Consider the following 26706-nt stretch of genomic DNA (forward strand, 5'->3'; position numbering starts at 1 on the left):
CTCCGGCCAGCGCGGCGCGCCAGGCGGCGCGGGCCCGGACGCGGTCCTGGCCGGCCAGGTGCACCAGGTAGTCGCGGAAGGGGACGGCGGCGGGCAGCGCGTCGGCCGCGCCGCCGTGCCGGTAGTGGTCGAGCAGTTCGCGGACCAGCAGCGGCATCGACCAGCCGTCCACCAGGATGTGGTGCAGGGTCCAGACCAGCCGGTGCCGGTCCTCGTCCAGGCGCACCAGCGTCCAGCGCATCAGCGGCGCCCTGGACAGGTCGAAGCCGCGTGCGCGCTCCTGCTCCGCGAGCCGGTCCAGCGCGGCCGCCCGCTCGTCCGCGGCGAGCGCGGACAGGTCGGCCGCGGCCAGCGGCACCCGGACGCCGCCGCGCAGCACCGCGACCGGGTCGCCGGCGGGCCGGTGGTGGAAGGCCGCGCCCAGGTGGGGGTGGCGTTCCAGCAGGGCCGCCAGCGAGTCCTCCAGGGCCGTCCGGTCGACCGCGCCGACCAGGTCGGCGGTGATCTGGAGGGTGTACGGGTCGCTGCGGTCCGGGTCGAGCGCGGCCTGGAAGAGCAGGCCGCGCTGCAGCGCCGTCAGCGGCAGCACGTCGGTGAGCGGACCGCCCGCGCCCCGTTCGATCTCCTCGATCTCCGCCTGGCCGACCGCCACCAGCGGCAGGTCGGACGGGGTGCGGCCGCCCGCGCCGGGGGCCGCGGCGTGGTCGGTCAGGGCGCGCAGCACGGCGAACCAGCTCTCGGCGAGGTCCCGGACCTCGGCCCCGGTCAGCAGGCCGTCCGCCCAGAGCCAGTCGGCCACCAGGCGCGGGCCGTCCGCGTGGTCCTCGGTGACGGGGGTCACCGCGAGGGGGTGGCGCAGCGGCATGTCGGGGTGCACGCCGGTGCCGACCACGGCGCTGCCGCCGTCCAGCGTCCACGGGCCGGTGGTGCCGTCGACCCGGAACCGGCCCAGGTAGTTGAAGCCGATGGCGGGCGCGGGGGCGGCCGCCAGCAGCCGGGCGGTCTGCGGGTTGAGGTGGCGCAGCAGGCCGAAGCCGATGCCGCGGTCCGGGACGGCGCGCAGCTGCTCCTTGATCCGCTTGACCGCGGCGCCCAGCGCCGGGCCGCCGGCCAGGACCTCGGCGCGGTCGAACCGGCCGGGGTCCAGCCGGACCGGGAAGACGGTGGTGAACCAGCCGACCGTGCGGGCCAGGTCCACCTCCTCGACGATCTGCTCGCGGCCGTGGCCCTCCAGCTCGATCAGCACCGGCGCCCCGCCGTCGGCCCCGTGCCGGGCCCGCCAGTCGGTGACGGCCACGGCGAGCGCGCCGAGCAGCACGTCGTTGATCTCGCCGTGGAAGGCGGCGGGGACGGCGGTCAGCAGCGCCGCCGTCCGGTCGGCGGGCAGTTCCAGCCGCAGCCGGCCGGCCGTGCCGTAGGTGTCCCGGGCCGGATCGTGGGCGCGCCGCCCGAGGGCGGGCTGGTCGGCAGTCAACTGCTCTTGCCAGTACGGGAGTTCGGCGATCCTGGCGCTGCTCCTGGCCTGCTCCCCGAGGGTGGCGGCCCAGCGCCGGTAGGAGGTGGGCACCGGGTCGAGCAGCGGCGGCCGGCCGGCGGCGACGGCCTCCCAGGCGCGCTCCAGGTCGGCGACCAGGATCCGCCAGGAGACTCCGTCGACCACGGTGTGGTGGGCGAGCAGCAGCAGCCGGCCGTCCGCCGCGGGGCCGCCGTCCAGCAGCACCGCCCGCAGCATCACGGCCTCGGTCGGGGCGAGCCGGCCGCGGGCGGCCCGGACCTGCTCGGTGACCAGCGCGTCGAGCGCGGCCGGGTCGCCGAGCGCCCCGGCGGCGTCGACCGAGTCGACCAGCCGGGCGGCGTCGACGGCGCCGGCCTCCAGGGTGCGCAGCGTCCAGACGCCGGGCGCGGCCTCGGTGACGGCCGTCCGCAGCGCGTCGTGGCGGGCGAGCAGGGCCGCCAGCAGTTCGGGGAGCCGCTCGGCGGTCAGCGCGGCCGGCGTCCTGACCAGCACGTACTGGCTGTACTCGGCGGCCGGGCCGTCGAGGGTACCGAGGTCCTCGGTCAGTTGGGCGATGATCGGGGTCGGTTCGACCTCGCCGGTGCCGTCCTCGGCGGCGGGCCGGTCCTGGCCGGCCGGCGCGGCGGCGGCCACCGTCGCGAGGGCGGCGGGCGTGCGGTGCCCGAAGACGTCCCGCGGGGTGAGCAGCACGCCGCGGGCCCGGGCCCGGCTGACCAGCTGGATCGAGCTGATCGAGTCCCCGCCCAGCGCGAAGAAGTTGTCCTCCGCGCCGACCCCGGCCACGCCCAGCACCTCGGCGAACACCTCGCACAGCAGCTGCTCCAGCTCGCCCCGCGGCGCCCGGCCCGCCGCCGCCGGAGCCGCGCCGGCCACCGGAGCGGCGGCGCCCGCCGCGGACGCCGACAGCGCCTTGCGGTCGACCTTCCCGTGCGGCGTCAGCGGCAGTTCGCCCCACGCCACCCACCCGGTGGGCACCATGTGGTCGGGCAGCACCCGGGCCAGCCGCGCGCGCACCGCCGCGGTGTCGCCGCCCGGCGCCACCACGTGGGCCACCAGCCGCACCCGGCCCGCCGCGTCCTTCGGCGCCGTCACCGCCGCGTCCAGCACGCCCGGCAGCGACCGCAGCGCGGCCTCCACCTCGCCGAGCTCGATCCGGAACCCGCGCACCTTGACCTGGTGGTCGCGCCGCTCGACGAACTCCAGCTGCCCGTCGCCGCGCCACACCACCCGGTCGCCCGTGCGGTACATCCGCGCGCCCGGCAGCGCCGAGAACGGGTCCGCGACGAACGAGCCGGCCGTCCTGACCGGGTCGCCCAGGTACCCGCGGCCCACACCCGCGCCGCCCACGTACAGCTCGCCCAGCGCGCCCGGCGGCACCGGCCGCAGGTCGTCGCCCAGCACGTACAGGCTCGTGTTGCGCACCGGCGCGCCGATCGGCACCCGCGCGCCCACCTCGCCGCCGGCCCGCAGCACCGCGTGCGTGACGTCGTCCGAGCACTCGGTCGGCCCGTACGCGTTGACCAGCGGGACCTCCGGGCAGCGCCGCCACCAGCGCTCGCACAGGTCCGGCGGCATCGCCTCGCCGGTCACCATCAGCCAGCGCAGGTCCGCCGTCGCGGGGGCGCCGCCGGACACCTCCCAGGCGTCCAGGGCGGCCCGCAGCAGCGAGGGCACCACCTCCAGCACCGCGACCCGGTCGGCCGCGGCCACCGCGAACAGCGCGTCCGGGTCGGCCGCCGTCGCCCGGTCGACCACCCGCACGCTGCCGCCGACCAGCAGCGGGGCGAGCATCTGCCAGACCGACACGTCGAAGGTCACCGGCGCGTTCTGCACCACCGTGTCGCCCGCGCCCAGGCCCAGGTCCTCGACCTTGGCCAGCAGGTGGTTGACCATCCCGGCCCGGTGCACCATCGCGCCCTTGGGCTTGCCCGTCGAACCCGAAGTGAAGATCACGTACGCCAGGTCGTCCGGGCCGCCCGGCACCGCCGGGGCCGGGCCCAGCTCGACCGCGCCCGCCTCGAAACCGCCCGGCAGCGGCAGCAGCCGCACCCCGTCGCCCGCCAGCGCGACCACCTCCGCCGCCAGCGCCTCCTGCCCCGCGCCCACCAGCAGGTGCCGCACGCCCGCGTCCGCCACCAGCGAGGCGACCCGCACCGGCGGCGCGAACACGTCCAGCGGCACGTACGCCGCCCCCGCCGTCAGCACGCCCAGCACCGCGCCCACGAACGCCGTCCCCGGCTCCGCCAGCACGCCCACCAGGGTGCCGGGGCGCACGCCCTCGGCCCCCAGCACCTCCGCGAGCCCGTCGGCCCGGCCGACCAGCGACGAGTAGGAGGCCACCACCTCGCCGTCGCTCACCGCGACCGCGCCCGGACCGGCCAGCGCCACCTCGCGCACCCGCTCCGGCAGCGAACCGCCCGGGGCGCCGGCCGGGCCGGTGCCGACCCGCGCCAGCCGGGCGCGCTCGGCGCCGGTGGCCAGGTCGAGGCGGCCCAGCGGGGTGTCGGGGCCGGCTTCGGCGAGGCTGCGCAGGAAGGCGCCGAAGCGGTGCAGGTGGTCCGTGACCTCCGCTTCGCCGTACAGCGCGGGGTTGCCGTTGACGTGCAGTTCGACGCCGTCGTCGGCGCCGTCCAGGACGGTGATCATCAGGTCGTCGACGATCCCGGTGGAGAGGTTGTTCAGCCGCGCCTCGCACGGGCCGAGCCGGAACTCCGGGGTCTGCGGGAGGACGTTGACGAACGGCCCGAACGGCCGCCGGTCGTCGGCCCGCAGGCCGATCGAGCGGCGGATCCGGTCGGCGGGGTAGCGCTGGTGGCGCAGCGAGCGGGCCACGGACCTGGAGGTGGCGCGGAGCAGTCCGCCCACCGTGGTGGTGGCGCCGACCCGGGCCGGCAGCGGCAGGTAGTTGGCCACCATGCCGGGCACCGAGCGGGCGGTGGCGGTCAGCCGGGCGGTCATCGGCAGGGTGAGCAGCACGTCCGACAGGCCGGCGGACTTGCCGGTGTACGCGGCGGCCGCGGCGATGGCGAAGGTCGGCCAGGTCACCTCGGCGGCCCGGGCCGCCGCCCGCAGGGTCCGGGCGGTGGCCGCGTCGAGCGCGAGGCTGTCGCGCAGGAACGCGGTGCCGGGCACCGGTTCGCCCGCGGCCAGGCTGGTGGGCCCGGCCGGGCCGCTCAGGTGGCCCTCCCAGAACGCGCGGTCGCGCTCCACCGCGGCCGAGCCCAGGTAGTCGGCCTCCTCCCGCAGCAGCAGTTCCAGTCCCGGCAGCGCGCCGCCGGCGACCGGCTCCCCCGCCACCAGTGCCCCGTAGACCTCGCTGAGCCTGCGGTAGACCGCGAGGCGGCTGTAGCCGTCGGAGAGCAGGTGGTGCATGGCCAGGTAGAGCAGCGAGCGGTCGGCGGCCACCTTGACCAGGACGGCCCGGAACAGCAGGCCGCCGAGCAGCTCGAAGGGGCGGTGCAGGTCCTCGTCCATCAGCCGCAGCGCCTCGCCGACCGGGTCCCGGTGGCCCGTCAGGTCGACGGTGCGCAGCGGGAGCCCGTCCAGCGGTTCGATCCACTGGACGGGCAGGCCGTCCACTTCGGAGAACCTCGCCCGGGTGCACTCGGCCTCGTCCGTCACCCGGGTGAGGGCTTCGACGAGCAGCCGGTCGTCCAGCGGGCCCCTGATGTCCAGGTAGTCCGCCATGTTGTAGGCGAGGCGGCCGCTGGCGAGTCGCTCGTCGAACCAGATGCCGGTCTGGGCGCCGGTCAGCGGGAGGGTCGAACGGGTGGGCGAGGTCATGACGTCTCCATCGTGGTACTGCGGGCTGTGGTGAGGACGGCCTGGACCGCGGTGTCAGCGGGCCTCGGCCCGGACCGTGTCCTGGAGCACGTCGGGGCCGTACAGGTCCGTCACCCACGCGTCCTGGTAGACGGTGTCCAGGTAGCGGTCCCCCAGGTCGGGCGCGATGGCGACGGCCGACTCGCCGTCCGCCAGCGGGTGTTCGGCCAGGAAGGCCGCGGCCCCGCTCACCACCGTCCCGGTGGAGCCGCCGAACAGGAAGCCGTGCCGGGCCAGCCGGCGGCAGGCCCGGATGGTGTCGGGCTCCGCCACCATCACCACGTCGTCCACCACGGACTCGTCGAACAGCGCCGGGCGCACGCCGGTGCCGAGGCCCGGGATGTGCCGCGGTTCGGGCGGGCCGCCGAAGGTGACCGAGCCGACCGCGTCGACCGCCACGATCCGCACCGACGGCTTCTGTTCGCGCAGGTAGCGGGCGCAGCCCATCAGCGTGCCGGTGGTGCCCGCCCCCACGAACAGCGTCCCCAGGTCGGGGAACGCCTTGAGGATCTCGGGGCCGGTCAGCTGGTAGTGCGCCTGCCAGTTGTTCGGGTTGGCGTACTGGTTGAGCCAGAGGAAGCCCTCGTTGTCCGCGCACAGGTCGCGCACGTACTTGATCCGCGCCCCCAGCAGCCCGTCGACCGGGTCCGGCTTGGTGATGACGTGCACCTCGCTGCCGAACACCTCCATCAACTGGCGCGCGCCGAGGGTGCAGCGGGAGTCGGTGACGCAGATGAACCGGTAGCCGCGGCTGGCGGCGACCAGGCTCAGCGCCACGCCCAGGTTCCCCGAGGAGCTCTCCACCAGGGTCGACCCCGGGCGCAGCCGGCCCTCCCGCTCGGCGGCGCTCACCATCGCGTGCGCGGCCTTGAGTTTGATGGAACCGGCGAAATTGAAGCCCTCGCACTTGAGCATCAGGCGTTGTCCGACGACGGTTTCGAGATTGACGAAGACATCGTCGGCATTGAATTCATACGGAGCGGAGATGACTTGAATGGGACACCGTCCACGTCGATATGGCCGGCGGGGTGATTCCGGGCCGGCTCGGATACAGCGGTGGATGCCTTCGTCGGTCACGCGTCCTGGAATCCCTTGCGGCGCCTGACCCGAAGGATCATTTCAAACGGCGCTGACGGGCAGTTGACCAGGCGCTGACCGATTGGCTTGCCTTGCTTGGCCCTTGGGGCGTTGCTAGCTTGTGGGCCGGAGGGTCACCGGCCCGGCGGGCCGGGACTGACGGGAAGACACGGGGGTCGGATCATGCGCCTGGTACTCGCGGAAGACCAGTTCCTGCTCCGCGAGGGCCTGTCCCGACTGCTCGAACTGAACGGTTTCGACATCGTCGCCGCGGTCGGGTCCGGCCCCGAACTGACCGCGGCACTGGCCGAGCACGAGCCCGACGTCGCACTGGTCGACATCCGGATGCCGCCCACCCACACCGACGAGGGGCTGCGCGCCGTGCTGGAGGCCCGCCGCCTGCGTCCCGGGCAGCCCTCGCTGATCCTCTCCCAGTACGTCGACCAGCTCTACGCGCAGGAGTTGCTGGCCGACGGCGACGGCGGGGTCGGCTACCTGCTCAAGGACCGGGTCTTCAACAGCGGCCAGTTCATCTCGGCCCTGCACCAGGTCGCCGCCGGCGGCACCGTGATGGACCCGGACGTCGTCTCCCGGATGCTCAACCACAGTTCGCAGGACCAGCAGATCGCCCGGCTCAGCGAGCGCGAGCGCGAGGTGCTCGGCTACATGGCCGAGGGCCGGTCCAACGCCGCCATCGCCGCGGCCCTGGTGATCACCGAGAAGGCCGTCGCCAAGCACATCAACAGCCTGCTCGCCAAGCTCGACCTGCCGCCGTCCAAGGACGACAACCGGCGGGTGATGGCCGTGCTCGCCTACCTCAACCGGGCCTGACGCCCCGTCGGCTCCCGGAGCCGGGCGGCCGCCGCCGCCCGCGGGGCCCGCTCACCCGTCCACCCGGCCCGACAGCAGGCCCTGGAACAGGTTGAGGTGCTGGACGTTGCGGGTGCCCTCCATGAACTCCACCCCGCGCGCGTCGCGCACCAGCTTGTCGAGCAGCGGGTGGGTGACCCGGGCGGCGGGCGCGAGCAGCTCGCACGCCTCCAGCGTCACCTCCTCGGCCAGCCGGCAGGCCCGGGCCTTCGCCGCCGAGGCGAGGTACCCGTCGCCGGTGGCGTCCACGGCGGCCGCGGCCCGGTGGACGAGGGCGCGGGTGGCGCCGATCCGCCGGCCGATCCGCTCGATCCGCTCCCGGTCGGTGCCCCGGGCCGCGGCCCGGTGCTCCAGCAGCAGGTCGTGCGCCGCGCCGGCGATGCCCAGCGCGAGGGCGGCCACCGTGGGCCGCAGCCGGTTGAACACCTGGATGGAGGCCCAGATGCCGCGCCGGGTCGGCGACAGGTGCCGGCCCAGCACCCGCTCCGGGTCGACCCGCACCCGGTCCAGCGTGACGGCGCTGATCCGGGCGCCGCGGACGCCGAGCGAGTCGAGCGGTTCGGCCCGGTAGCCCGCGTCGTCGGTGTCCACCAGGACCGCCGTGACGCCGAGCGGCCCCGGCCGGGTGCGGGCGAAGACCGCGGCGATCCGGGCCCGCGAGGCGTTGCCCACGTACCGCTTGGCCCCGGTCAGTTCGAACCCGCCGTCGGCGGCCGGGCGCAGCACGGTGTCCAGCGCCGAGGCGTCGGAGCCGTGGCCGGGCTCGGTCAGGGCGAAGCAGGTCCAGGTGGGTTCCGCGAGCACCCGCCCGTAGAACCACTCCCGCTGGGCCGGGTCGCCGAGCTGTTCGACCAGGACGCCGGACATCGAGGGGCCGGGCGCGGCCAGCGTGGTGCCGATGTCGCCGCGGGCCAGTTCCTCCAGCACCACCGCGCGTTCCAGCGCGGACGTGCCCTCGAACCGGTGCGGTCCGATCCGCAGCGGCGGCCGGCCGAACTCGGCGGGGACGCCGAAGGTGCTCATGAAGCGGACCCCGGGCAGGTCGAGGTGGTCCGCGATCCGGTCGGGGTCCCGGTCCAGTTCGAGGGCGACCGCCGCGAACCCGGCTCCCCACTCGCGGGCCTGGTCGCGCAGCGCGGCCAGGCGGCTGTCCAGCTCGGTCACCGGGCTTCCTCCGCGTGCAGGTAGACGTCGGCCAGCAGTTCCGAGACGTGCGCGGTGGCGCCGGGGCCGTCGGCCAGGAAGCCGTGGGCGCCCAGCAGCCGCAGCAGGACCCGGCCGACCGCGGTGACCTGGCTGTGCAGGTCCCGCAGGACCGGGCCGGTCAGCTCCCGCGGCGCGGTGGCGTCGAGCAGCGCGGCGAGCTCCAGCTGGTGCCCGAGCGCCTCGGCCAGCTGGCCCTTGACGAGCTGCTGCAGCAGGACGGTGCTCTCGCCGCTGGCCCGCCCGGCCAGGTGCGCCACGCAGTCGTCGCGCAGGCCCTGGAGCAGGCCGAGCCGCAGCCGCAGGAGCGCCGCCTGGTCGACGGCCCGCGCCCCGTCGCGGACCGCCCGCGGGTCGTGGACCAGCACGACCGCGCCGCCGGGCAGCGGGTAGCGGCGCACCGGGTCCGGGGCCGCGTCCCGCTCGGGCAGCAGCGCGTGGCCGGTCGGCCCGAGCGGCAGGGCGTCGCCGTGCGCCTCCAGCAGCAGGCCGAGCGCGGGGACGAGCCCCTCCGTCCGGGCCACCCGCTGGAGCTCGGCCGCCGGCGCGGGGGCCTGCGCCGTCGCGGTCACCGGGCCGGGGCGGGGTCGACGCGGCACACCGACAGGTCGCCCAGGACGGGGTCGTACTCGGCCAGCAGGACCGGCGCCCCGTCCGGCAGCCCCTCGGCGAGCAGGCCCAGCAGCGCGGTGCACGGGTAGCCGGCCTCAGCCCGCCGGGCGACGGCCCGGCCGGGGTCCGTTTCGAGACCGGGCCCGGCCAGCAGCCGCGCGGTGCCCCGCGGGTCCAGTTCGACGACCAGGTCGCGCAGCGCCCGCCCGACCTGCTGCGGTTCCAACCCGCAGACCTGGCGCACCTGGTAGCCGTCCGGCCGGTCGGCGTCGACGGCCTCCAGGACCAGGACGGCCGCGCTGTCGCCGGCCAGGCGCAGCGGTCCGTCGGCCGGGAGCCGGTAGGGCAGCACCGCCTGGTCGAAGGCCAGCACCAGGGAGCGCCGGTAGCCGTGCCGGTGGGCGTAGCTCTGGGCCAGCGCGAGGGCGCTGAACGGGGCGGAGCGGCCCTGGTCGGTGACCGCGAGCAGCAGCGGGCGGCCGGGGAGCCGCTCGGCGAGGGTGGGCGCGGTCAGGGTGGTGGGCAGCAGGTCCGGGGTGGCGTAGGCCAGGACCATCAGGTCGGTCTCGGGCTGGGCGCCGAGCCGGTCGAGCAGTTCGGCGCCCATGTCCTCGAACCGGTTGCCGGTGGCGGCGTCGAGCGCCGCCAGGTCCAGGTCGAGGCCGGCGTGGCCGGTGTGGTCGGGGAAGAAGCTCCGCTCGACGGGGTTGTCGATCGGGGTGGTGCCGGTCGGGAAGAACCGGTGCGCCGCCGCGGTCACCGCGAGGCCCGGGTACCGGGCCGGGCCCCGCCCGGCGGCACCGGCCCGCTCCGGTGCTGAGATCGACATCCTCAGGCGTCCAGTTCGGCGGTGATGAAGTCGGCGAGCGACTGGACGGTGGCGAAGTGGCTCATCTCCAGCTCGTCGGTGTCGAACTCCCCGTCCAGCAGCTCTTCCAGGCGCAGCAGCAGGTCGAGCACGCCGGTGGAGTCCAGGCCCAGGGTGTCGAAGAGCTCGGTCTCGGGTGCCAGGTCGCCCAGGTCGCGCTGGAGCACGGCGCCGAGCGCCTCGGTGATGGCGGCGACCACCCTGGTGCGGTCGGTGGTCTCGATGGTGTCGCTCATGGGGATCGCGCCCTTTCGTGGCGTGGTGGCGTGGTGGCGTGCTGCGGTCGGTGGTGCGGTGGCGTGCCGCCGGCGCGGTGGCGCGGCGCGGTGCGGTCGGTGGCGCGGCGTGCTGCGGTCGGTGGCGTGGCGTGCTGCGGTGGCCTGCCGTCAGCCCTCGTCGACCAGGCGCTGCTTGCGCAGCAGGTCCTCGGTGCTGTCGGCCTCGCGCACCAGGTGGGCCCGCCCGTCCTGGACGAGGACCTCGGCGGGGTAGCCGTGGCTGAGGAAGAGCACCGGGGAGGCGCTCGGTCCGTAGGCCCCGGAGCGCTCGACCCCGAGCAGGTCGCCGGCGCGCAGGTTCGGCAGCCGGACCTTCTTGCCCAGCGTGTCGTTGGGCGTGCAGAGCGGGCCGGTGATGTTCCAGACCTCGTCGGCCGGCGCGTCGTAGCGGTTGAGCAGCCGGATCGGGAAGTTGCGCTTGACGAAGGAGCCGATGCCGACGGCCGCCATGTGGTGGTTGGTCCCGCCGTCCGCGACCGCGAAGTTCTCGCTCATCGAGGTCTTCGTGTAGCGGACCCGGACCACGTAGGTGCCGCTCTCCGCGGTCAGGTAGCGCCCGAGCTCCATGATCATCCGGGTCCGCGGGTGCGCCTCGGCGAACTCCGCCAGCACCGGGTTGACCCCCTCGGCCAGCAGCGCCAGGTCGAGGTCCCGCTCGCCCTCGAAGTAGGAGACGCCGAGGCCGCCGCCGATGTCGACCATGTCGAGGGCGAACTCGTGGTGCGCGGCGATCCGCTGGGCCAGTTCCAGGATCCGGGCGGTGTTCTGCACCACCGCGTCCTCGTTCAGGATCCGGGTGCCCATGTAGACCTGGACGCCCATCAGCCGCACGTGCTCGAACTGCTTGCCGAGCGGGACGCCCTCCATCAGCTGGGCCTCGTCGATGCCGAACTGGCGCGGCTTGCCGCCCATGGTCAGGCCGGAGCCCTTGACCGCGAAGCTGGGGTTGACCCGCAGGGCCACCGGGGCGACCAGGCCGAGCCCGCCGGCCAGCTCCTCGATCAGCTCCAGCTCGGGCAGCGACTCGCAGATGATCGCGTAGATGCCCTGGGTCAGGCACTCGGTCAGCTCGGCGCGGCTCTTGCCGGGGCCGAGGAAGACGATGTCCTGCGGCGGCACGCCGGCCCGGCGGGCGGTCAGCAGTTCGGCGACCGAGGAGACCTCGGCCCGGGCGCCGTGGCGGTGCAGCAGCGCGCAGATCGCGATGTTGGGGTTGGACTTCATCGAGAAGAACACTTCGAGCCGCGGGTGCAGCAGCTCGCGCAGGTCGGTGATCCGGCGCTGCAGCGCGTCGCCGTCGTACAGGTACAGGGGCGTGCCGAACTCCTCGGCGAGGGCGGTGACGCCCAGGCCCTGGATCTGGAATTCCGCGCTCATGGTGCTCCTTTCGACGTCGGCCGGGTCCTGCCCGCCGGATCCCGCCGGCCCGGCGCGCGTCGCCGGGCGCCGGCGGGGTCCGGCGGAGCGGTCCTAGGGCCGGGTGGGGGTGGCGGACGGCTCGATGCGGCCGAGCCGCTCGGTGATCGCGGCGTCCAGCGCGGCGACCTCCGCCGGGGAGTCGCCCATGACCAGGCCGTAGAGCCGGCCGTTGAACGGCGTGCCCGCGGCGGCGCCGGCGTTGACGGTGGCGAAGTTGTTGACCACCAGGCCGGTCCCGCCGGGGCCCCGGAGCAGCAGGCCGTCCAGCAGTTCGCGGACCGCGCCGAACGGCAGCGGCTCGGCGAGCGCCAGCGGGTAGTGCCGGGCCAGCGCGGTGCGGCCGGGTCCGAGCAGCTGCTCCTGGAGCCGGACCTGGTAGGTCGACATGTTGTTGCGCGCGTTGATCTCGATGACCGGGTAGAGGCCGCCGTCCGGGTCGGTCATCGCGTCCACGCCGACCACGCCGTGGAAGCCGTCGGCGGCGAGCCGGGAGCCCAGCAGCTCGGCGGCGCGGCCGAGTTCGGCGAGCTGTCCGGCGTCGAGGGCGGGCGGGAACCGGTGGCCCAGGTGGACGCCGTTGGCGGTGATGGCCTCCTTGACGAAGTCCAGGTGGACCGAGCCGTCGCGGGCGATGGTGAACTGGTAGTTGAGGTCGGCGACCTTGGCCACCCGCTCCTCGATCACGAAGGCGATCCGGTCGGTGCCGGCGGCCCGCGCGGCCTTGGCCACGATCTGCCGGGTGCGCTCCAGCCGCCGGGCGCTCTCGATCACCGAGATGCCCTTGCCGGAGACCCCGAGGGCCTCCTTGAACAGCAGCACGGCGCCCTCGTCCAGGAGGGCGGTGGCGCCGGCGACCGCCTCGTCGAGCTCGGCCGGGGTCCCGCAGGCCCAGCCGCGCGGCTGGCGCAGGCCCAGCTCGTCGGCGATCCGCCGGCTGTAGACCTTGCTGTTGACCGTCTTGCACAGGGCCGCGGACGGTCCGGCGATCCCGATGCCCGCCTTGGCCGCCAGGTCCTCCTCCAGCTCGGACACCCCGTGCGGGAGCAGCAGCGCGCCCTGCTCGCCGAGCCGTTCCAGGACGGCCAGCAGCCCGGGGTCGGCCAGCGCGTCCTGGGTGACCGTGTTGCCCGGCAGCTGGTCGGCCACCACGTGGACGGTGGGGAGCTGCAGGCCCAGTTCGCCCAGGTAGTGGAGGTACTCCCGGTCGGGGGCGGTCTTCAGCACCACGTGGTCGTCGGCGCCGCCGAGCAGCAGCGCGAACTCGTCCATCCGGTTGACCACCGCGGTGCTGCCGGCCGAGGAGAGCCGGGGCAGCCCGATCTCGCCGCGCGCCCACTGCTCCTCGACCTCGAAGTTGCCCAGGAACACCAGTGCGGCGCGGTCGTCCCCGGCTACCGCGGTCTTCAGCCGCCGGTTGAACCCCGGTCCGGTCATGCCCTGTTCTCCCGTCGCGTTCACGTTCAGTGCTCCACGACCATCGCGGCGAAGCTCGCGCCGAGGCCGACCGAGACCATCAGGTAGCGGTCGCCGGGGCGGAGCCGGCCGAGGGCCTGGGCGCTGACGTAGTTGATGAAGGGGTCCGCGCCGAAGCAGTGGCCGGTCTGCGGGATGTTGTCCAGGAAGATCTGGTCGACCTCGACGCCGAGGCGGTCGCTGAAGCGCACCCAGGCGATCCGGTTGACGTTGTGCGGGAGCACCAGGGAGATGTCGCCGATGCCCAGGCCGGCCGCGGCCAGCGCCTCGTCGATCACGGCCATCAGCGTGTCGGGGTAGAAGGCGCGGAAGTTGGCGAACGCCTCCTCGGTCATCACCAGGCCGGGGTCGCCCGCGGAGACGGTCCGGGTGGCGAAGCCGAGCACCCGGTCGCGGGTGTCCGCGGCGGAGACCAGCACGGCCGCCGTGCCCTCGCCGGTGATGCCCATGCCGGGCAGCACCTGGGCCACCTGGGTGTACGCCTTCTCGCCGACCAGCACCAGGGCCAGTGCCTCCGGGTCGGGGTCCTCCGCCAGCAGCATGCCGGCCACGTCGACGGCCACCAGGCCCGAGGCGCAGGCCTGTTCGGTCAGGGCGAAGGTCTTCGCGTGCCGCAGTCCGCTCTCCCGGCGCACCTCGTGCAGCGCGCTGAACGGGTAGGGCGAGAGGAAGCGCTGGGTCCGCGGCCGGAGCAGGTAGCGGACCTTGTCCTCCCGGCCGCGCAGCGCGGTGAGCTTCCCGACCGCGGCCAGCAGGCTCTCGGTCTCGGTCTCGGTCTCGTCCCAGCAGATCTCGGAGAGGCCGAAGCCCCTTCCGTAGCGCCGCAGTTCGGTGTCTGTCAGGCCCAGTGCCCGCTGACGGTCCGTGATGGACACCTGGGTGGGCCAGTGGGTGGATACCTCGATCAGTGAGGTCACGGCTAGCCGGCTCCTCTCAGCCGCAGTCGACGGTTCGGCACGGTGCTCCGGGGCGGGCACCGTCGCGGGTACCGCCGGTCACCTCCGCGGCCGCCGGCCGGGTGCCGTGCCCGTGCACAGCTGTTCCCCGAGCCGTACGCCCAGGGCGACGGAGATCAAGCTAGTGGGCCGAATTGACAAACGACTGACCGAATACTGACCACGCGGCGATCAAGGATGACCACTCCCCCGTTCGCCCGCCGTACCGATCGATTCAGCTGATCTGTCATCAACTCACCTGTTTCACAAGGAAGATGATCAGCTAAGCTGCGATGGCTCGTCGGCCGGGCCGGGCCGGGGCCGCCTCCGGCGCGCTCGCGCTCCCGCTCCGACCGCTCCCGCTCCGACCGCACCCGCCCGGCCGCGTCCGCCCGGCCGCGCCCGGCCGCCGCGCAGGAAGCACCCACACCCACTTCGAACCGAGGAACGCCATGTCCCAAGAGAGCCTGCTCTTCCTCAACCGGCCGGCCGTGCTCGCGTGCCTGGAGAAGTTCGACCCGGTCGAGGTCGTGGCGGAGGTCCTGCGCGACCAGGCCGCCGGACGGACCGAGATCCCGACCGAGGGCTACCTGCCGTGGCGCAACGGCAACGGCGCCTACAGCCGGGCCATCGCGATGCTGGGCGCCCTGCACCGCGAGACCTCCTCGGTCTACGGCATGAAGCTGATCAACGCGGCCGTCGACAACCCGTCCCGCGGCATCGAGCGGGCCGGCGGCCTGAGCTTCGCCTTCAACCCGGAGACCGCCCGGCCCGAACTGATCGCCGAGGCAGGGTACTTGAGCGCGATCCGGACCGCCGCCTACACCATGGTCAGCCTGCGCGAGCTCGGCCCCGAGCAGTGGGACGGCCTCACCCTGATCGGCACCGGCGCGCTGGCCCGGGCCCACCTGGACCTGCTGGTCCGCAACTTCCCCGAGGTCCGCCGGGTGACGGTGTTCGACCTGTCCGCCGAACGGTCCGCGCAGCTGGTCGCCTGGGCCGCCGGGCAGCACCCGCAGCTGACCGTCGCGGTGGCCGCCTCGGCGGCCGAGGCGGTCTCCGCCTCCCCGGTCACGGTCACCCTGACCACCAGCGACGACCCGTACGTGCCGGCCTCCTGGATCCGTCCGGGCAGCTTCCTCGCGCACGTCTCGCTGGGCGACCTGACGGAGGAGGTCTTCCTCGGCGCCGAGGCCGTGTTCGGGGACGACCTCGACCTGATCGAGGAGAACCCGCGCCGGATCCTCGGCCGCCTCCTGCAGGAGGGCCGGGTGACCCGGCCGGGCACCGCGGCCGCGCCGGCCACCGGCCCGGGGCGGACCGTCGACGGCACCCTGGGGCAGGTCCTGCTCGGGCTGGTTCCCGCCGTCCGGCCCACCACCGGCTACGTGGTCAGCAACCCGTTCGGCATGTCCATCCTGGACGTCGGCATGATCGACGCCGTCCGGCGCACGGCCGTCGAACTCGGCGTCGGGCAGCGGCTCGACCTGCTCTGACGGCCCGCGGGCGCCCGGCTTCCCCGCGTTTTACCGACGCACTGTCGAGACAACGCCGCCGGGCGGGATGTCGGGATTTTTTGGACGACGGACTCGGTAAAGTGTTCGTTTGACCGTGTTAAGTTGATCCGGGCCGCATCTTCGACCGCGGGCAGCCCGGACCTGCTCACCCAGGAAGCACCAGGCAGTACCAGGAAACATTCAGCTTGCGTCCGCCCCTAGCGGCGGGTCGGACGTTCGGCGAAAGCACGGGGGCAATCAATGATCATCTGTTCGACCTTTTCTCCACCCGGGCGCTCCGACCGCCCGGCCCCATCGCCGAGGCAGTGCTGTCCCCTGTCGTAGCTCCGCGCGCCACGAAAGCACGCGACGGGCGGGCCGACGGCCCGCCCGTCGGCCTTGGGGCCCCTCCTGCGCACAGGCCGCGCACGACGGGAAGCGCGCCGGAGGACCAGAGGCTGCACCATTCCATACCACCCCATTGACTGCCTGTAGGGATCGGCACCGCCCAGCGGAGGCAAGCCGGGCGACACACGCGCAGAATCTCCCTCATGCGGTCAGAGCCTCGGAATCGGGTCGCATAAATGAAATATTACCACCAGGTAGAAAGTCAGCTCGATGCGAAGAACCGGGTTTCCGTCGAAATCCTCGGGTCGCTGCGGGTATCGGTCGACGACCGCTACGACGGCATCGGCGCGAACCGGGTGCGGACCCTGCTCGCGGTACTGAGTTTCAGCGTGGGCGAAGTCGTCTCGATGGACGTCCTGATCGAGGAACTCTTCTCCGACCAGGCTTCCAAGAATCCCAAGAACGCCCTGCAGGCGAACATGCGCCGGCTGCGCACCTCGCTGGAGCTGGCCACCGGCGTGCCGGGCAACCTGCTGGTGCCCACCTCCGCCAACGGGTACCTGCTCGACCTGCCGCCGGAGGCCGTCGACGCCCGAAGATTCGACACCCTGGCCGCCCGCGGCGCCGCCCTGCTGCGCGACCAACCCTACGAGGCGGCGCAGCAGTTGGAGGAGGCCCTGCGGCTCTGGCGCGGGCCGGCCCTGCTCGACGTCTCGGGCGGGCTGCGCTGCGACAGCCAGGTCAACCGGCTCAACAGCCGCCGGCTGGACGCCCTGGAGGACCTCTACGAGGCCCGCATGAGCGTGGGCGCCGGGGGCAACACGGCCAACGAGCTCGAACAACTCGCCTGCGAGCACCCGGAGCGCGAGCGGATATCCGAGTTACTGATGCTCGCGCTCTACCGGGCCGGCCGCCAGGGCGAAGCGCTGGCGACGTTCCAGCGGGTCCGCTCCTGGTTGAACACCGAGCTGGGGCTGGAGCCCCGGAAGAAGATGCGCGGCCTCCAACAGGCCATCCTGGCCCAGGACCCGTCGATCGACGCCGGCCTGGTCTGGGCCGACGCGCGGTGACCGGCTGACTTCTCCCCCTCCGTTCGACGTGACCGCTCCGACCGCTCCGGCGGCCGGAGCGGTCACGGCACGTCCAGCGGGTCGTCGAGCCTCCACTCGGCCAGTTCGATCCGCCCCGCGGCCTCGACGGCGAGCGCCGCCGCGTACCCGGGGCCGGGGTCCAGGTCGGCCATCGCCACGGCCGGCGGCCCCGTTCCGCCGTCCCCGGGCGCCCCGTCCCAGGGTGCTCCGTCCCAGGACAGCAGGGCCGCGGGCTGCGCGGGCGCGGCGAGGGTGAGGCCGCGCAGCGGGACGGAGAGTCCGCGGCCGACCGCCTTGAGGACGGCCTCCTTCCTGGTCCAGTAGACGTGGTAGGCCGCCGTCCGGTCCTCCGGGCGGATCCGGCGGAAGTCCTCCAACTCCCGCGCGGAGAGCACCCGGGGCGCGAGCCGGTCCACCTCGCGGGCGGTGACCCGCTCCACGTCCACCCCCGGCTCGGCGTGCTCGGCCACGGCCAGCACCACCCGTCCGCCGGAGTGCGACAGCGAGAACCGCGTCGCGGCACCGGGCACCCGCGGCTTGCCGTGCGGGCCGCCGCAGTGCCCGCACCGGCGGCTGAACACCACCGCCCCGGGCGCGACCCCGGTCGCCCGGCCCAGCGCGCTGCGGACCAGCGCCCGGGCGGTGGCGAACCGGGCCCGGTCCTCGGGCTCGGCCAGCCGCCCGTACCGGGCCCGCTCGTCCTCGGACATCAGGGCGCGCACCCGGGCCCGGTCGACCACCGGCGACCAGAGCACCCGGCAACTGACCGCGTTCGGCTGGGCCATCGTGCTACGCGGCCCGGCGGCCGGTGAGTTCCAGGAAGACGTCGTCCAGCGAGGGGCGGCGCTGGGCGAGGCCGCTGACCTGGATCCCGGCCCGGTGCAGCGCCGCGGCCGCGGCCGAGACCCCGGCCAGTCCGTCGCTCAACTGCACGGCCAGCACGCCCTTGCGGTCGTCCCGGGTCAGCTCGCCGACCATCAGCGGGTTCAGCGCGGACAGCGCCGCTGGCAGGTCGGCCGGGTCGGCCACGGTGACCTCCAGCCGCTCCTGGCCGACCTTGCGCTTGAGCTCGTCGGCGGTGCCCTCGGCGGCCACCACGCCCTGGTCGATCACCACGATCCGGTCGGCCAGTTCGTCGGCCTCCTCCAGGTACTGGGTGGTCAGCAGGACCGTCACGCCGTTGGCCACCAGGTCCCGCACGACGGACCACAGGACCAGCCGGCTGGACGGGTCGAGCCCGGTGGTCGGCTCGTCCAGGAAGATCACCTCGGGGCCGCCGACCAGGGTGCTCGCCAGGTCCAGCCGGCGCCGCATGCCGCCCGAGTAGGCCCGCAGCGGCTTGTTCCCGGTGTCCGCGAGGTCGAACCGCTCCAGCAGTTCGTCCGCCCTGGCCCGGGCCCGCGTCCGGCCGAGGTGCAGCAGCCGGCCGAGCAGGACGAGGTTCTCCCGTCCCGTCAACTCCTCGTCCACAGCGGCGTACTGGCCGGACAGGCCGATCCTGCGGCGCACCTCGCGCGGCTGCGCCGCGACGTCGAAGCCGGCCACCGCGGCCCGGCCGCCGTCCAGTCCGAGCAGGGTGCTGAGGATGCGGACCGTCGTGGTCTTGCCCGCCCCGTTGGGGCCGAGCAGGCCGAGCACCGTGCCCGCCGGGACGTGCAGGTCGATCCCCTTGAGGACCTCCTGGTCCCGGTAGTTCTTGCGGAGGCCCTCCGCCTCTATCGCCGCCTGGGCCGCCACCGGTTCAGGCCCCGCGCTCGATCAGGCTGAGCGGCCTCAGGTCGGTCCAGTTCTCCTCGACGAAGCGCACCGCCTCCTCCCGGGGCACCGAGCTGAGCGCCGCGCGCCAGCCCGCCGGAACCTCGGCGAAGGCGGGCCACAGGCTGTGCTGGTTCTCGCCGTTCACCAGTACGTGGAACGTGCCGTCGGGATCGTCGAAGGGGTTGCTCATCGAGGTTCCGTCCTGTCCGTCTTCCAGGGTCAAATCCGCTGACAACTATGCTCCATACCTGCTGACGCGGAACTGACGAACGGCTGATCGCCGCCGTCCGCGGGGCCGCGCCGGGACGGGCCGGGACCGTGGCGGCCCCGACCCGTCCGACCGGTCCGGTCAGACGTCCACCGGCTCCGGGTGCGGCCCGTCACTGCGCCGCGGCAGGTCCGCGGTGACCACCCGGCCGGTGCGCGAGGGCCACCAGTTGGCCCGGCCCAGCAGGGTCATCGCGGCCGGCAGGACGAAGATCCGGATCACCGTGGCGTCCAGCACGATGGCCACCGCCAGCCCGACGCCGATCTGCTTCAGCTCGATGAAGGTCAGCGTCCCGAAGGTGGCGAACACCGCCACCATGACCGCGGCCGCGCCGGTCACCACGCCGGCGGTCCTGGTGATGCCGTCCAGCACCGCGTTGCGGGTGGTCATGCCGGCCACCACCCCCTCCCGGATCCGGCTGACCACGAAGACGTGGTAGTCCAGCGACAGGCCCGACAGGATCACGAAGAGCAGCACCGGCACCCAGGAGACCACGTGCCCGGTCGAGTGGTAGTCGAGGATCCCGTCCGCCCAGGTGTGCTGGAAGACCAGGCACAGGAAGCCGAACGAGGCCGCGACCGAGAGCAGGTTCAGCACCACGGTGGTCAGCGCCACCACCACCGAGCGGAACGCCAGCACGATGATCAGGAAGGTCAGGGCGAACACCACGCCCATCACCATCGGCAGCCGGTCCTTCAGGTTGGCGGTGTAGTCCATGTCGTCCGCCTGGTCGCCGCCGACCGCGTACTGCACGCCCGACACGTCCTGCAGCGCCGCCGGCACCAGCGTGTCCCGCAGCCGGTCGACCGAGTCCCGGGCCGGGTCGGTGCCCGGTCCGGTCGGCGTGCCCGCCTCCAGGACGGCGCCGTGCCCGTCCGCCGAGACCCGGACCGTCGGCGGGATGTCCTTGGCGAACAGCGGTTCCTGCTTCAGCTGTTCGGCCAGCCCCTCCAGGCGCTGGCGGACGGCGTCCTCCTGCCCGGCGGGCACCTTCACCGCCACCACGTCGGTGTTGGCGTTGGAGGGGAACTCGGCGAGCAGCCGGTCGTAGCTCTGCATCGTGGCCAGGGTGCGCGGGTAGTCCGCGATCTGGGTGGCCTTCAGGTTCATCCCCAGCGCGGGCAGCGCCAGCGCCACCAGCGCGCCGACCGCGAGCACCAGCGAGATCAGCGGGTGCCTGGTGGCCGGGCGCAGCAGGAAGTTCCAGGCCCGCGGGTTGCTCCGGTTCCGGGTGAGGCGCCACAGCAGCGGGATCCGCGGCCGGTCGACCGCCCGGCCCAGCTTGACCAGCAGGGCCGGCAGCACGGTGACCGCCGAGAGCATCGCCACCGCGACCACGATGATCGCGCCGGTGGCCATCGAGGCCAGCATCAGGTCGCCGGCCAGGTAGAGCCCGGCCATCGAGACCAGCACCGCGACGCCGGAGACCACCACCGAGTGGCCGGAGGTCGCCGCGGCGATCTCCACCGCCGAGGTCGGCCCGTAGCCCTTGGCCGTCTCCTCGCGGAAGCGGCGCAGGTAGAAGAGGCAGTAGTCGACGCCGACCGCCAGGCCCATCAGCACGATGACGTCCGTCACCGTGCCCGGGTCGGGCACCACCTGGGAGGCCAGCGCCCACAGGCCCAGGGTGGAGGCCACCGCGGTCAGGCCCAGCAGCACCGGCACGCCGGCCATCACCAGGGCGCCGAAGATCACCGCGAGGATGACCAGGGTGACCGGCACGCTGATGGTGGTCGCCTTCTGCAGGTCCTTGCCGAGCCAGTCCTGGAAGTCGCTCTTGATGGAGGCTTCGCCGACCTGCTCGACCCGCAGGTCGGTGTGCGCCTGCTGGACCGCCCTGGTGACGGTCTGCAGCGGCGCGACCCGGTCGCTCGCGGTGTCGGGGTCGCCCTTGAGCGCGACCTGCAGCAGCAGGACCCGGTTGCCGGTCGAGGGGATCGGGTCGGAGACCGAGGCGACGCCGTCGAGCGCGCCGAGCTGCTGCTTCAGCTCCGCGGCGGCCGCGGCGGCCGAGTCGTTCAGCTGCCCGTCGAGCGGGCCGATCAGCACGTTCTCGGTGGCCGGGCCGCGCAGGCCGTTCTCGTTGACGATCCGTTCGGCCGTGGCCGCCTGGCCGACCAGGAGTTGCTGGTTGGTGGCCTCCTTGCCCTTCACCACCGTGCCGATGGAGAAGGCGACCACGGTCAGCAGCAGCCAGGTGAAGATGGCCCACCACGGGTGGGTGGCGCTCCACCGGCCCATTCGCGAGGCGAAGTGGCGTTTCTTGCCGGTCATGTCGATCGGTCCTTCGTTTCGGAAGCGGGAGAGAGGGATCGGGGCGTGCTCTGGGGCGGCCGGGGGCCGGGGCCGGGAGGAGCCGGTACGGGGTGCGGCGAGGGGACCGGGCCGCTTCCGGACCGTTTCCGGGCACGGCTGAGGAGCAGCCGTCGCGGAACCCTGCGGGCCTGGAGGGGGGTGTGGTCGGCCCGGGGAGGTGCCTGCCGGGCGTCGTGGCGAGGGCGGGGGGCCGGCGGACGGGCCCTGGTGCTGCGTCGGGTGCCCTCCACCGCCGGGGAGCGGTGGGGCGGTGCGGTGGGGCCGTGGGGCCGTGCGGTGAAGCGGCGGGGCGGGTGTGCCGGGGTGGTGCCTCCCGGCCCGCGCGGGGCCGGGAGGCGGTCGTGGCGCGGGCGGGTCCGCCCGGCCCTACTTGTTCTGGGCGGTGCTGGCGGGGCCGGCCAGCAGGTCGCAGCCGATGGAGAAGGCCACCATGGTCGGGCCGCCCGCGGGGCTGTTGATCGCGAGCAGGCCGTCGAAGGCGGCCAGCCGGCGCTCGACCCCGCGCAGGCCGCTGCCGCGGCCGCTGTCGGCCCCGCCGACGCCGTTGTCGTGCACCGAGACCCGCAGTTCGTGGTCGGCGTGGTGGATGTCGACGGTCACCTCGGTGGCCTTGCCGTGCTTGGTCACGTTGTTGAGCAGTTCGGCGATCGCGAAGTAGGCCGCCGACTCCACCGGGGCGGGCAGCCGGCCCGGCACCGAGCCGGTCAGCTGCACCCGCTGCGGCAGTTCCAGCGTCAGGGTGCGGACCGCGTCCACCAGGCCGCGGTCGGCCAGCAGCGGCGGGTGCACCCCGTGCACCAGGTCGCGCAGTTCGTTGAGCGCCTTCACCGAGTTGTCCTTGGCCTCGGCGAGCAGGGCGCGCACCGCCGCCGGGTTCTGCTCGATCAGCGACTCGGCGGCCGACAGCGTCAGCCCCAGGGCGACCAGCCGGACCTGGGCCCCGTCGTGCAGGTCGCGCTCGATCCGGCGCAGTTCGTTGGCCTGCATGTCCATCGCGTCCGAGCGGGAGTTGGCCAGGTGCTCGACCCGGTGGTTGAGTTCGGCCCGGCTGGAGCCCAGGACCAACCGCACCCAGCGGCCGTGCAGCCCGAGCATCGGCTTGGGCAGCAGCAGCACGCCCGCGGCGATCTCCACCACGCCCAGCAGGGCGGCCAGGATGGCGGTGCCCTGGCTCTCGACCGGGATGAAGGTGAACCAGATGCCGTCCCAGGACGTGCTGAGGTCCTCCCAGACGAACGGCAGCGCCAGGCCCCAGAGTCCGCCCAGGATCGCGGCGGCCGGCAGCAGCGCCAGGACCGGTCCGATCACCGGGTTGACCACCGTCCAGGTCAGGTCCCGCCAGGTCTCGCGCTCGCCGAGCATCCGGTGGACCCGTCGCAGGCCCGTCCGGGCCGAGCCGTCGGCGGGCTCCGACGGGTAGGCCGAGTCCACCCGGACGCCGGACCACTCCAGGGCCAGCCGGCGCTGGAGTCGGGCGTCCGAGCGGATCGCGTCCAGCGCGCCGGGCAGCAGCGGCAGGCCGACGCCGATGCAGCTGAGGCACACCACGAGGCAGAGCCAGAGCAGCAGCAGCGCCTCCCCGATGGCGATCCCGGTCAGGGACACCCCCCGGAGCACCGTGGCGACCGCGCCGCCGCGGTTCGGGTGGATCCTCTCCGTTCCTTCGGCACGTGCAGTCATGTCCTGGCCCCATTTCGCCTTCACCGATTCACTGTGCTTACCAGCATGGCGATTCGGCGGGCGGATTTCGGGGGTGCTAGTACCCCTCTTGCGCGAGGTGCCACCACCCCCCGGCGGGGGTGGTGGCACCTCTTCCTGCGCGCGGGAGGGTCAGTTGAACCGGTCGGGGTCCGGGCCGGTGCGCAGGCCGCGGTCGGTGGCGGCGATCGCGGCCGTGTCCTCGTCGGTGAGCGCGAAGTCGAACACGTCGAGGTTCTGCCGGATCCGGGCCGGGGTGACCGACTTGGGAATGACCAGGTTGCCGAGCTGCAGGTGCCAGCGCAGCACCACCTGGGCGGGGGACTTGCCGGTGCGCTCGGCGATCGCGGTGATCGCCGGGTCGTCCAGCACGGCGCCCTGGGCGAGCGGGCTCCACGCCTCGGTGGCGATGCCGTGGGCGGCGTGGAAGGCGCGCAGCTCGGCCTGCTGGAGGCCCGGGTGCAGCTCGACCTGGTTGACGGCCGGGACGAGTCCGCCCGCCTCGATCAGCCGGGTCAGGTGCGCGGGCTGGAAGTTGGAGACGCCGGCCGCGCGGATCCGGCCCTCGGCGGCCAGCCGCTCGATGGCCCTCCAGGACTCGGCGTACAGGTCCCGGGCCGGGGTGGGCCAGTGGATCAGGTACAGGTCGACGTACTCCAGGCCGAGCCTGTCGAGGCTGGCGTCGAAGGCCCGCAGGGTCGCGTCGTGGCCCTGGTCGGCGTTCCACAGCTTGGTGGTGACGAACAGTTCCTCGCGGGGCAGCCCGGAGGCGGCCAGCGCCTTGCCGACGCCGCGCTCGTTGCCGTAGACCGCGGCGGTGTCGACGCTGCGGTACCCGGCCTCCAGCGCGGCGGCGACGGCCGCGGTGGTCTCCTCGTCCGGGACCTGGAAGACGCCGAAGCCGAGCTGCGGCATCTCGACGCCGTTGTTGAGGGTGACGTTGGGGACGGTGGTGCTCATGTTCCTTCTCCAGTAGGGGAGTTCGAGGGTCCTCAGTGGTTCATTACGGGCACCGGGACGGCCGCGGGGGCGGCCTTCGACCGGCGCTCCAGGGCGGCCGAGACCAGGGCCAGCACCAGCGCGGAACCGGCCAGCAGCGCGCCCACCCAGTTCGGGGCGGTGTAGCCGTACCCGGCGGCGATCACGACGCCGCCGAGCCACGCGGCCAGCGCGTTGCCCAGGTTGAATGCTCCGATGTTGACGGCCGAGGCCAGCGTCGGCGCGCCGTGCGCCTGGTCCAGCACCCGCTTCTGCAGCGGCGGCACGGTGGCGAAGCCCAGCGCGCCGATCAGCAGCAGGGTGACCGCGGCGGTGGCCTCGCCCCGTGCGGTGACGGTGAACAGGGCGAGCACGACGGTCAGCGCGCCCAGGGTGGTGAACAGCATCGGCATCAGCCGGCGGTCGGCGAACCGCCCGCCCAGCAGGTTGCCCAGGAACATGCCGGTCCCGAGCAGCACCAGCAGCCAGGTCACCGAGCCCTCGGAGAAGCCGGCGACGCCGGTCATCATCGGCTTGACGTAGGTGATCGCGGCGAACACCCCGCCGAAGCCCAGCACCGTCATCCCCATTGCCAGCACCACCTGCGCGTTCTTGAACGCGGCCAACTCCCGCCGCAGGTGCGCCCCCTGCGGCCGGGGCAGGTCGGGCACCAGCCTGGCGATGCCCAGCAGCCCGACCACGCCGAGCGCCGCGACGGCCGCGAAGGTGGCCCGCCAGCCGACCTGCTGCCCGACGAACGTGCCCAGCGGCACGCCGACGATGTTCGCCACCGTCAGCCCGGTGAACATGGTGGCGATCGCCCCGGCCTTCTTCTCCGGCGCGACCAACTCGGCGGCGACCACCGACCCGATGCCGAAGAAGGCGCCGTGCGCGAGCGAGGCGACGATCCGCCCCGCCAGCATCGCCCCGAACCCGGGCGCGAGCGCCGACAGCAGGTTGCCCGCGGTGAACAGCACCATCAGCAGCATCAGCATCCGCTTGCGACTGATCCGCGTCCCGAGCACGGTCATCAGCGGAGCCCCGACCACCACCCCGACCGCGTACCCGGTGACCAGCAGCCCCGCGGTCGGAATGCCGACCCCGAAGTCGGCGGCGACCTCGGGCAGCAGCCCCATGATCACGAACTCGGTGGTGCCGATCCCGAAGGCCCCGATAGCCAGGGCGAGGAGCGCGAGGGGCATGACAGGGACCTCCATGTGATTGCCGGTGCGCCTTACGTGCTTCGACAATAATTGCAGACACACATACTTGCAAACGCAACGAAACCCTTTCCCGTCCCGCCCCTCAAGCGCCGCAGGCCCGCGACTCCCCCTTCCACCCCCCTCAACGCGAAAGCCCCCGCCCCGGCCGGGGCCACCCCCACCCCCGTCCCGCCCCTCAAGCGCCGCAGGCCCGCGACTCCTCCCCCTCCACCCCCAACGCGAAAGACCCCCGCCCGGGGCCCATCCCACCCCCACCCCTCAAGCCCTGCGGTCCCGCTTCCCTCTCCCTCCCCTCCGAAGCCCCTCCTCCCGCCCCCGCCCAAGCGCCGCAGGCCCGCAACTCCCCCCTTCCACCCCTTCAACGCGAAAGACCCCGCCCCGGCCGGGTGGCCGTGGCGGGGTCTTCGGGGGTGTGCGGGGTCAGGCGATCAGGCCCGGGATCTCCTGGACGGCGAACCAGAGCAGTTCGTGGTCCTCCGCGCCGTCCACCGTGAACTGGGCGTCCTGGTCGCCGCCGTCCGCGGCGGCGATCGCGTCGGCCGCGGCGCCGACGTCGGCCAGCACGTCCGAGTCGGTGTCGTCGGCGTGCACCGCGGCGGCCTTGGCCAGCCGGACCGCTCCGGCCAGCACGACCCGGCCGAGCGACGCCTGGTCCTGGTACTCGTCGCCGGGGAACGGCGTGACCGCCGAGTCGGCGACCTCGACGGCGAGGACCACCCGGCGGCGCGGCGCGCCCGGATCGGCGGCCAGCAGGCGGACCGAGGAGAGCGCCGCCCGGTTGAGGGCCGCGTACTCCAGCTCCTCCAGGTCGTCGCTGACGTACCACTCGCGCAGCGCGGGCGTCACCGCGTACGCGACGCTCTGCTCCAGGACGCCCTCGGGGTGCGCCACCGCCAGGTCCTTCAACGTGGTCGGCACGTACACGCGCATCGGGGCACCCTTCTGACGGTCTCACTGTGCGACGGGTCAAGAATACGCAGCCCGCCAGACCGCCCGCGATGCCCAGGGCCGCCGCCCGCGCCGTGCGCCGATCAGGTCACCCCCCGCGTCCCCCTACGGGCCGTTCCGGGAACCGGCCGACCGTCAACTTCCGCCCCCGCGCCCGGCCGCCCCGCCCCCGTGGCTACCGGGCTGCCACCCGTACGGGTGGATTTCCGGGCGTCTCCGGAACGCGGGAAACCCCCTTGGAGCGGTCTCCGCCCGCCCGGTACCAAAGGCCCTGTCCGCCACCAGGCACCCACCCGTCGAGAGGGCCACGATGACCGAGCAGCTCACCCGGACGCCCGGCCCGCTGATCCGCCCGCTGGTCCGCCCCGCGCCCGGCGTCCGCCGCCCGGTCCGCCACCCGCACCCGGACCCGCACCGGGAGCCGCACCGCGAGTCGCACCACGACCCGCACCGGGCCGGGGCGGCCCCGCGCACCGCCCGCAGCCCGCGCGCGGCCTGCGACGGCTCCG

Annotated in this window: 20 protein-coding genes and 1 pseudogene; 4 read left to right on the plus strand and 17 right to left on the minus strand. The window is 74.1% G+C overall.

Translation table 11 applies throughout. The features are described 5' to 3' along the window. On the minus strand, positions 1 to 5299 hold a 5299-nt coding region (locus ACWEO5_RS28855), incomplete at its 3' end, for an amino acid adenylation domain-containing protein (protein WP_452165139.1). Between the two features lie 54 nt (positions 5300 to 5353). Continuing rightward, entirely contained in the window at positions 5354 to 6334 is a 981-nt protein-coding gene (gene sbnA / locus ACWEO5_RS28860; protein WP_452165155.1) for a 2,3-diaminopropionate biosynthesis protein SbnA, read from the minus strand. Positions 6335 to 6598: 264 nt separating this feature from the next. Here sbnA and ACWEO5_RS28865 point away from each other — a divergent pair, with 264 nt between their 5' ends. Further along, complete coding sequence (locus tag ACWEO5_RS28865; protein WP_452165140.1) at positions 6599 to 7246, plus strand: response regulator transcription factor; 648 nt, start codon at positions 6599 to 6601, stop codon at positions 7244 to 7246. 51 nt (positions 7247 to 7297) lie between these two features. On the opposite strand, the gene ACWEO5_RS28870 is transcribed toward ACWEO5_RS28865, so the two are convergent. The 7 genes from ACWEO5_RS28870 to ACWEO5_RS28900 form a co-directional block, all read right to left on the minus strand. Next, a complete protein-coding gene (locus ACWEO5_RS28870) occupies positions 7298 to 8449 on the minus strand; it encodes an acyl-CoA dehydrogenase family protein (protein ID WP_452165141.1) in 1152 nt (383 codons plus the stop codon). Then, positions 8446 to 9087, minus strand: a complete 642-nt coding sequence (locus ACWEO5_RS28875) for a hypothetical protein (protein WP_452165142.1) — start codon at positions 9085 to 9087, stop codon at positions 8446 to 8448. Before ACWEO5_RS28875 ends, ACWEO5_RS28870 begins: the two co-directional genes overlap by 4 nt. Beyond that, the gene (locus tag ACWEO5_RS28880) at positions 9057 to 9929 is read right to left on the minus strand and encodes a hypothetical protein (protein WP_452165143.1); all 873 of its coding nucleotides are present in this window, start codon (positions 9927 to 9929) and stop codon (positions 9057 to 9059) included. Before ACWEO5_RS28880 ends, ACWEO5_RS28875 begins: the two co-directional genes overlap by 31 nt. A 2-nt stretch (positions 9930 to 9931) precedes the next feature. Then, positions 9932 to 10204 (minus strand): phosphopantetheine-binding protein, encoded by a 273-nt coding sequence (locus ACWEO5_RS28885; RefSeq protein WP_344551172.1) that lies wholly within the window; start codon positions 10202 to 10204, stop codon positions 9932 to 9934. Between the two features lie 150 nt (positions 10205 to 10354). Continuing rightward, positions 10355 to 11623, minus strand: coding sequence for a diaminopimelate decarboxylase (gene lysA, locus ACWEO5_RS28890; protein ID WP_452165144.1), 1269 nt, complete (start codon positions 11621 to 11623; stop codon positions 10355 to 10357). 93 nt (positions 11624 to 11716) lie between these two features. Further along, on the minus strand, positions 11717 to 13123 hold the full coding sequence (locus tag ACWEO5_RS28895; protein WP_452165145.1) for a preATP grasp domain-containing protein: 1407 nt from the start codon (positions 13121 to 13123) through the stop codon (positions 11717 to 11719). Positions 13124 to 13125: 2 nt separating this feature from the next. Further along, positions 13126 to 14055, minus strand: a complete 930-nt coding sequence (locus tag ACWEO5_RS28900; RefSeq protein ID WP_452165146.1) for a 3-oxoacyl-[acyl-carrier-protein] synthase III C-terminal domain-containing protein — start codon at positions 14053 to 14055, stop codon at positions 13126 to 13128. A 470-nt stretch (positions 14056 to 14525) separates the two neighbouring features. Between ACWEO5_RS28900 and ACWEO5_RS28905 the strand changes: the two genes are divergently transcribed. Further along, positions 14526 to 15569 (plus strand): hypothetical protein, encoded by a 1044-nt coding sequence (locus ACWEO5_RS28905; RefSeq protein ID WP_452165147.1) that lies wholly within the window; start codon positions 14526 to 14528, stop codon positions 15567 to 15569. A gap of 584 nt (positions 15570 to 16153) precedes the next feature. Next, complete coding sequence (locus tag ACWEO5_RS28910; RefSeq protein ID WP_452165148.1) at positions 16154 to 16987, plus strand: AfsR/SARP family transcriptional regulator; 834 nt, start codon at positions 16154 to 16156, stop codon at positions 16985 to 16987. A gap of 62 nt (positions 16988 to 17049) precedes the next feature. Here ACWEO5_RS28910 and ACWEO5_RS28915 read toward each other — a convergent pair whose 3' ends face one another. From ACWEO5_RS28915 to ACWEO5_RS28950, 8 genes are all read right to left on the minus strand, one after another. Next, positions 17050 to 17793, minus strand: a complete 744-nt coding sequence (locus ACWEO5_RS28915; RefSeq protein WP_452165149.1) for a 4'-phosphopantetheinyl transferase family protein — start codon at positions 17791 to 17793, stop codon at positions 17050 to 17052. Positions 17794 to 17797: 4 nt separating this feature from the next. After that, positions 17798 to 18745: an ATP-binding cassette domain-containing protein gene (locus ACWEO5_RS28920; protein ID WP_452165150.1), complete on the minus strand. Its 948-nt coding sequence runs from the start codon at positions 18743 to 18745 to the stop codon at positions 17798 to 17800. Positions 18746 to 18749: 4 nt separating this feature from the next. Continuing rightward, positions 18750 to 18956, minus strand: coding sequence for an MbtH family protein (locus ACWEO5_RS28925; RefSeq protein WP_344551164.1), 207 nt, complete (start codon positions 18954 to 18956; stop codon positions 18750 to 18752). 159 nt (positions 18957 to 19115) lie between these two features. Next, on the minus strand, positions 19116 to 21308 hold the full coding sequence (locus ACWEO5_RS28930; protein WP_452165151.1) for an MMPL family transporter: 2193 nt from the start codon (positions 21306 to 21308) through the stop codon (positions 19116 to 19118). A gap of 408 nt (positions 21309 to 21716) precedes the next feature. Further along, on the minus strand, positions 21717 to 23030 hold the full coding sequence (locus tag ACWEO5_RS28935) for a sensor histidine kinase (protein ID WP_452165152.1): 1314 nt from the start codon (positions 23028 to 23030) through the stop codon (positions 21717 to 21719). Between the two features lie 150 nt (positions 23031 to 23180). Then, the gene (locus ACWEO5_RS28940) at positions 23181 to 24008 is read right to left on the minus strand and encodes an aldo/keto reductase (RefSeq protein WP_452165153.1); all 828 of its coding nucleotides are present in this window, start codon (positions 24006 to 24008) and stop codon (positions 23181 to 23183) included. A gap of 32 nt (positions 24009 to 24040) precedes the next feature. After that, positions 24041 to 25228 (minus strand): MFS transporter, encoded by a 1188-nt coding sequence (locus tag ACWEO5_RS28945; protein ID WP_452165154.1) that lies wholly within the window; start codon positions 25226 to 25228, stop codon positions 24041 to 24043. A 441-nt stretch (positions 25229 to 25669) separates the two neighbouring features. Further along, a complete protein-coding gene (locus ACWEO5_RS28950; RefSeq protein ID WP_344551156.1) occupies positions 25670 to 26179 on the minus strand; it encodes a DUF6912 family protein in 510 nt (169 codons plus the stop codon). A 328-nt stretch (positions 26180 to 26507) separates the two neighbouring features. On the opposite strand from ACWEO5_RS28950, the pseudogene ACWEO5_RS28955 reads away from it, so the two are divergent. Beyond that, a pseudogene (locus ACWEO5_RS28955) lies at positions 26508 to 26706 on the plus strand (hypothetical protein); the annotation flags it as partial.

The sequence above is a fragment of the Kitasatospora sp. NPDC004272 genome (assembly GCF_053603035.1).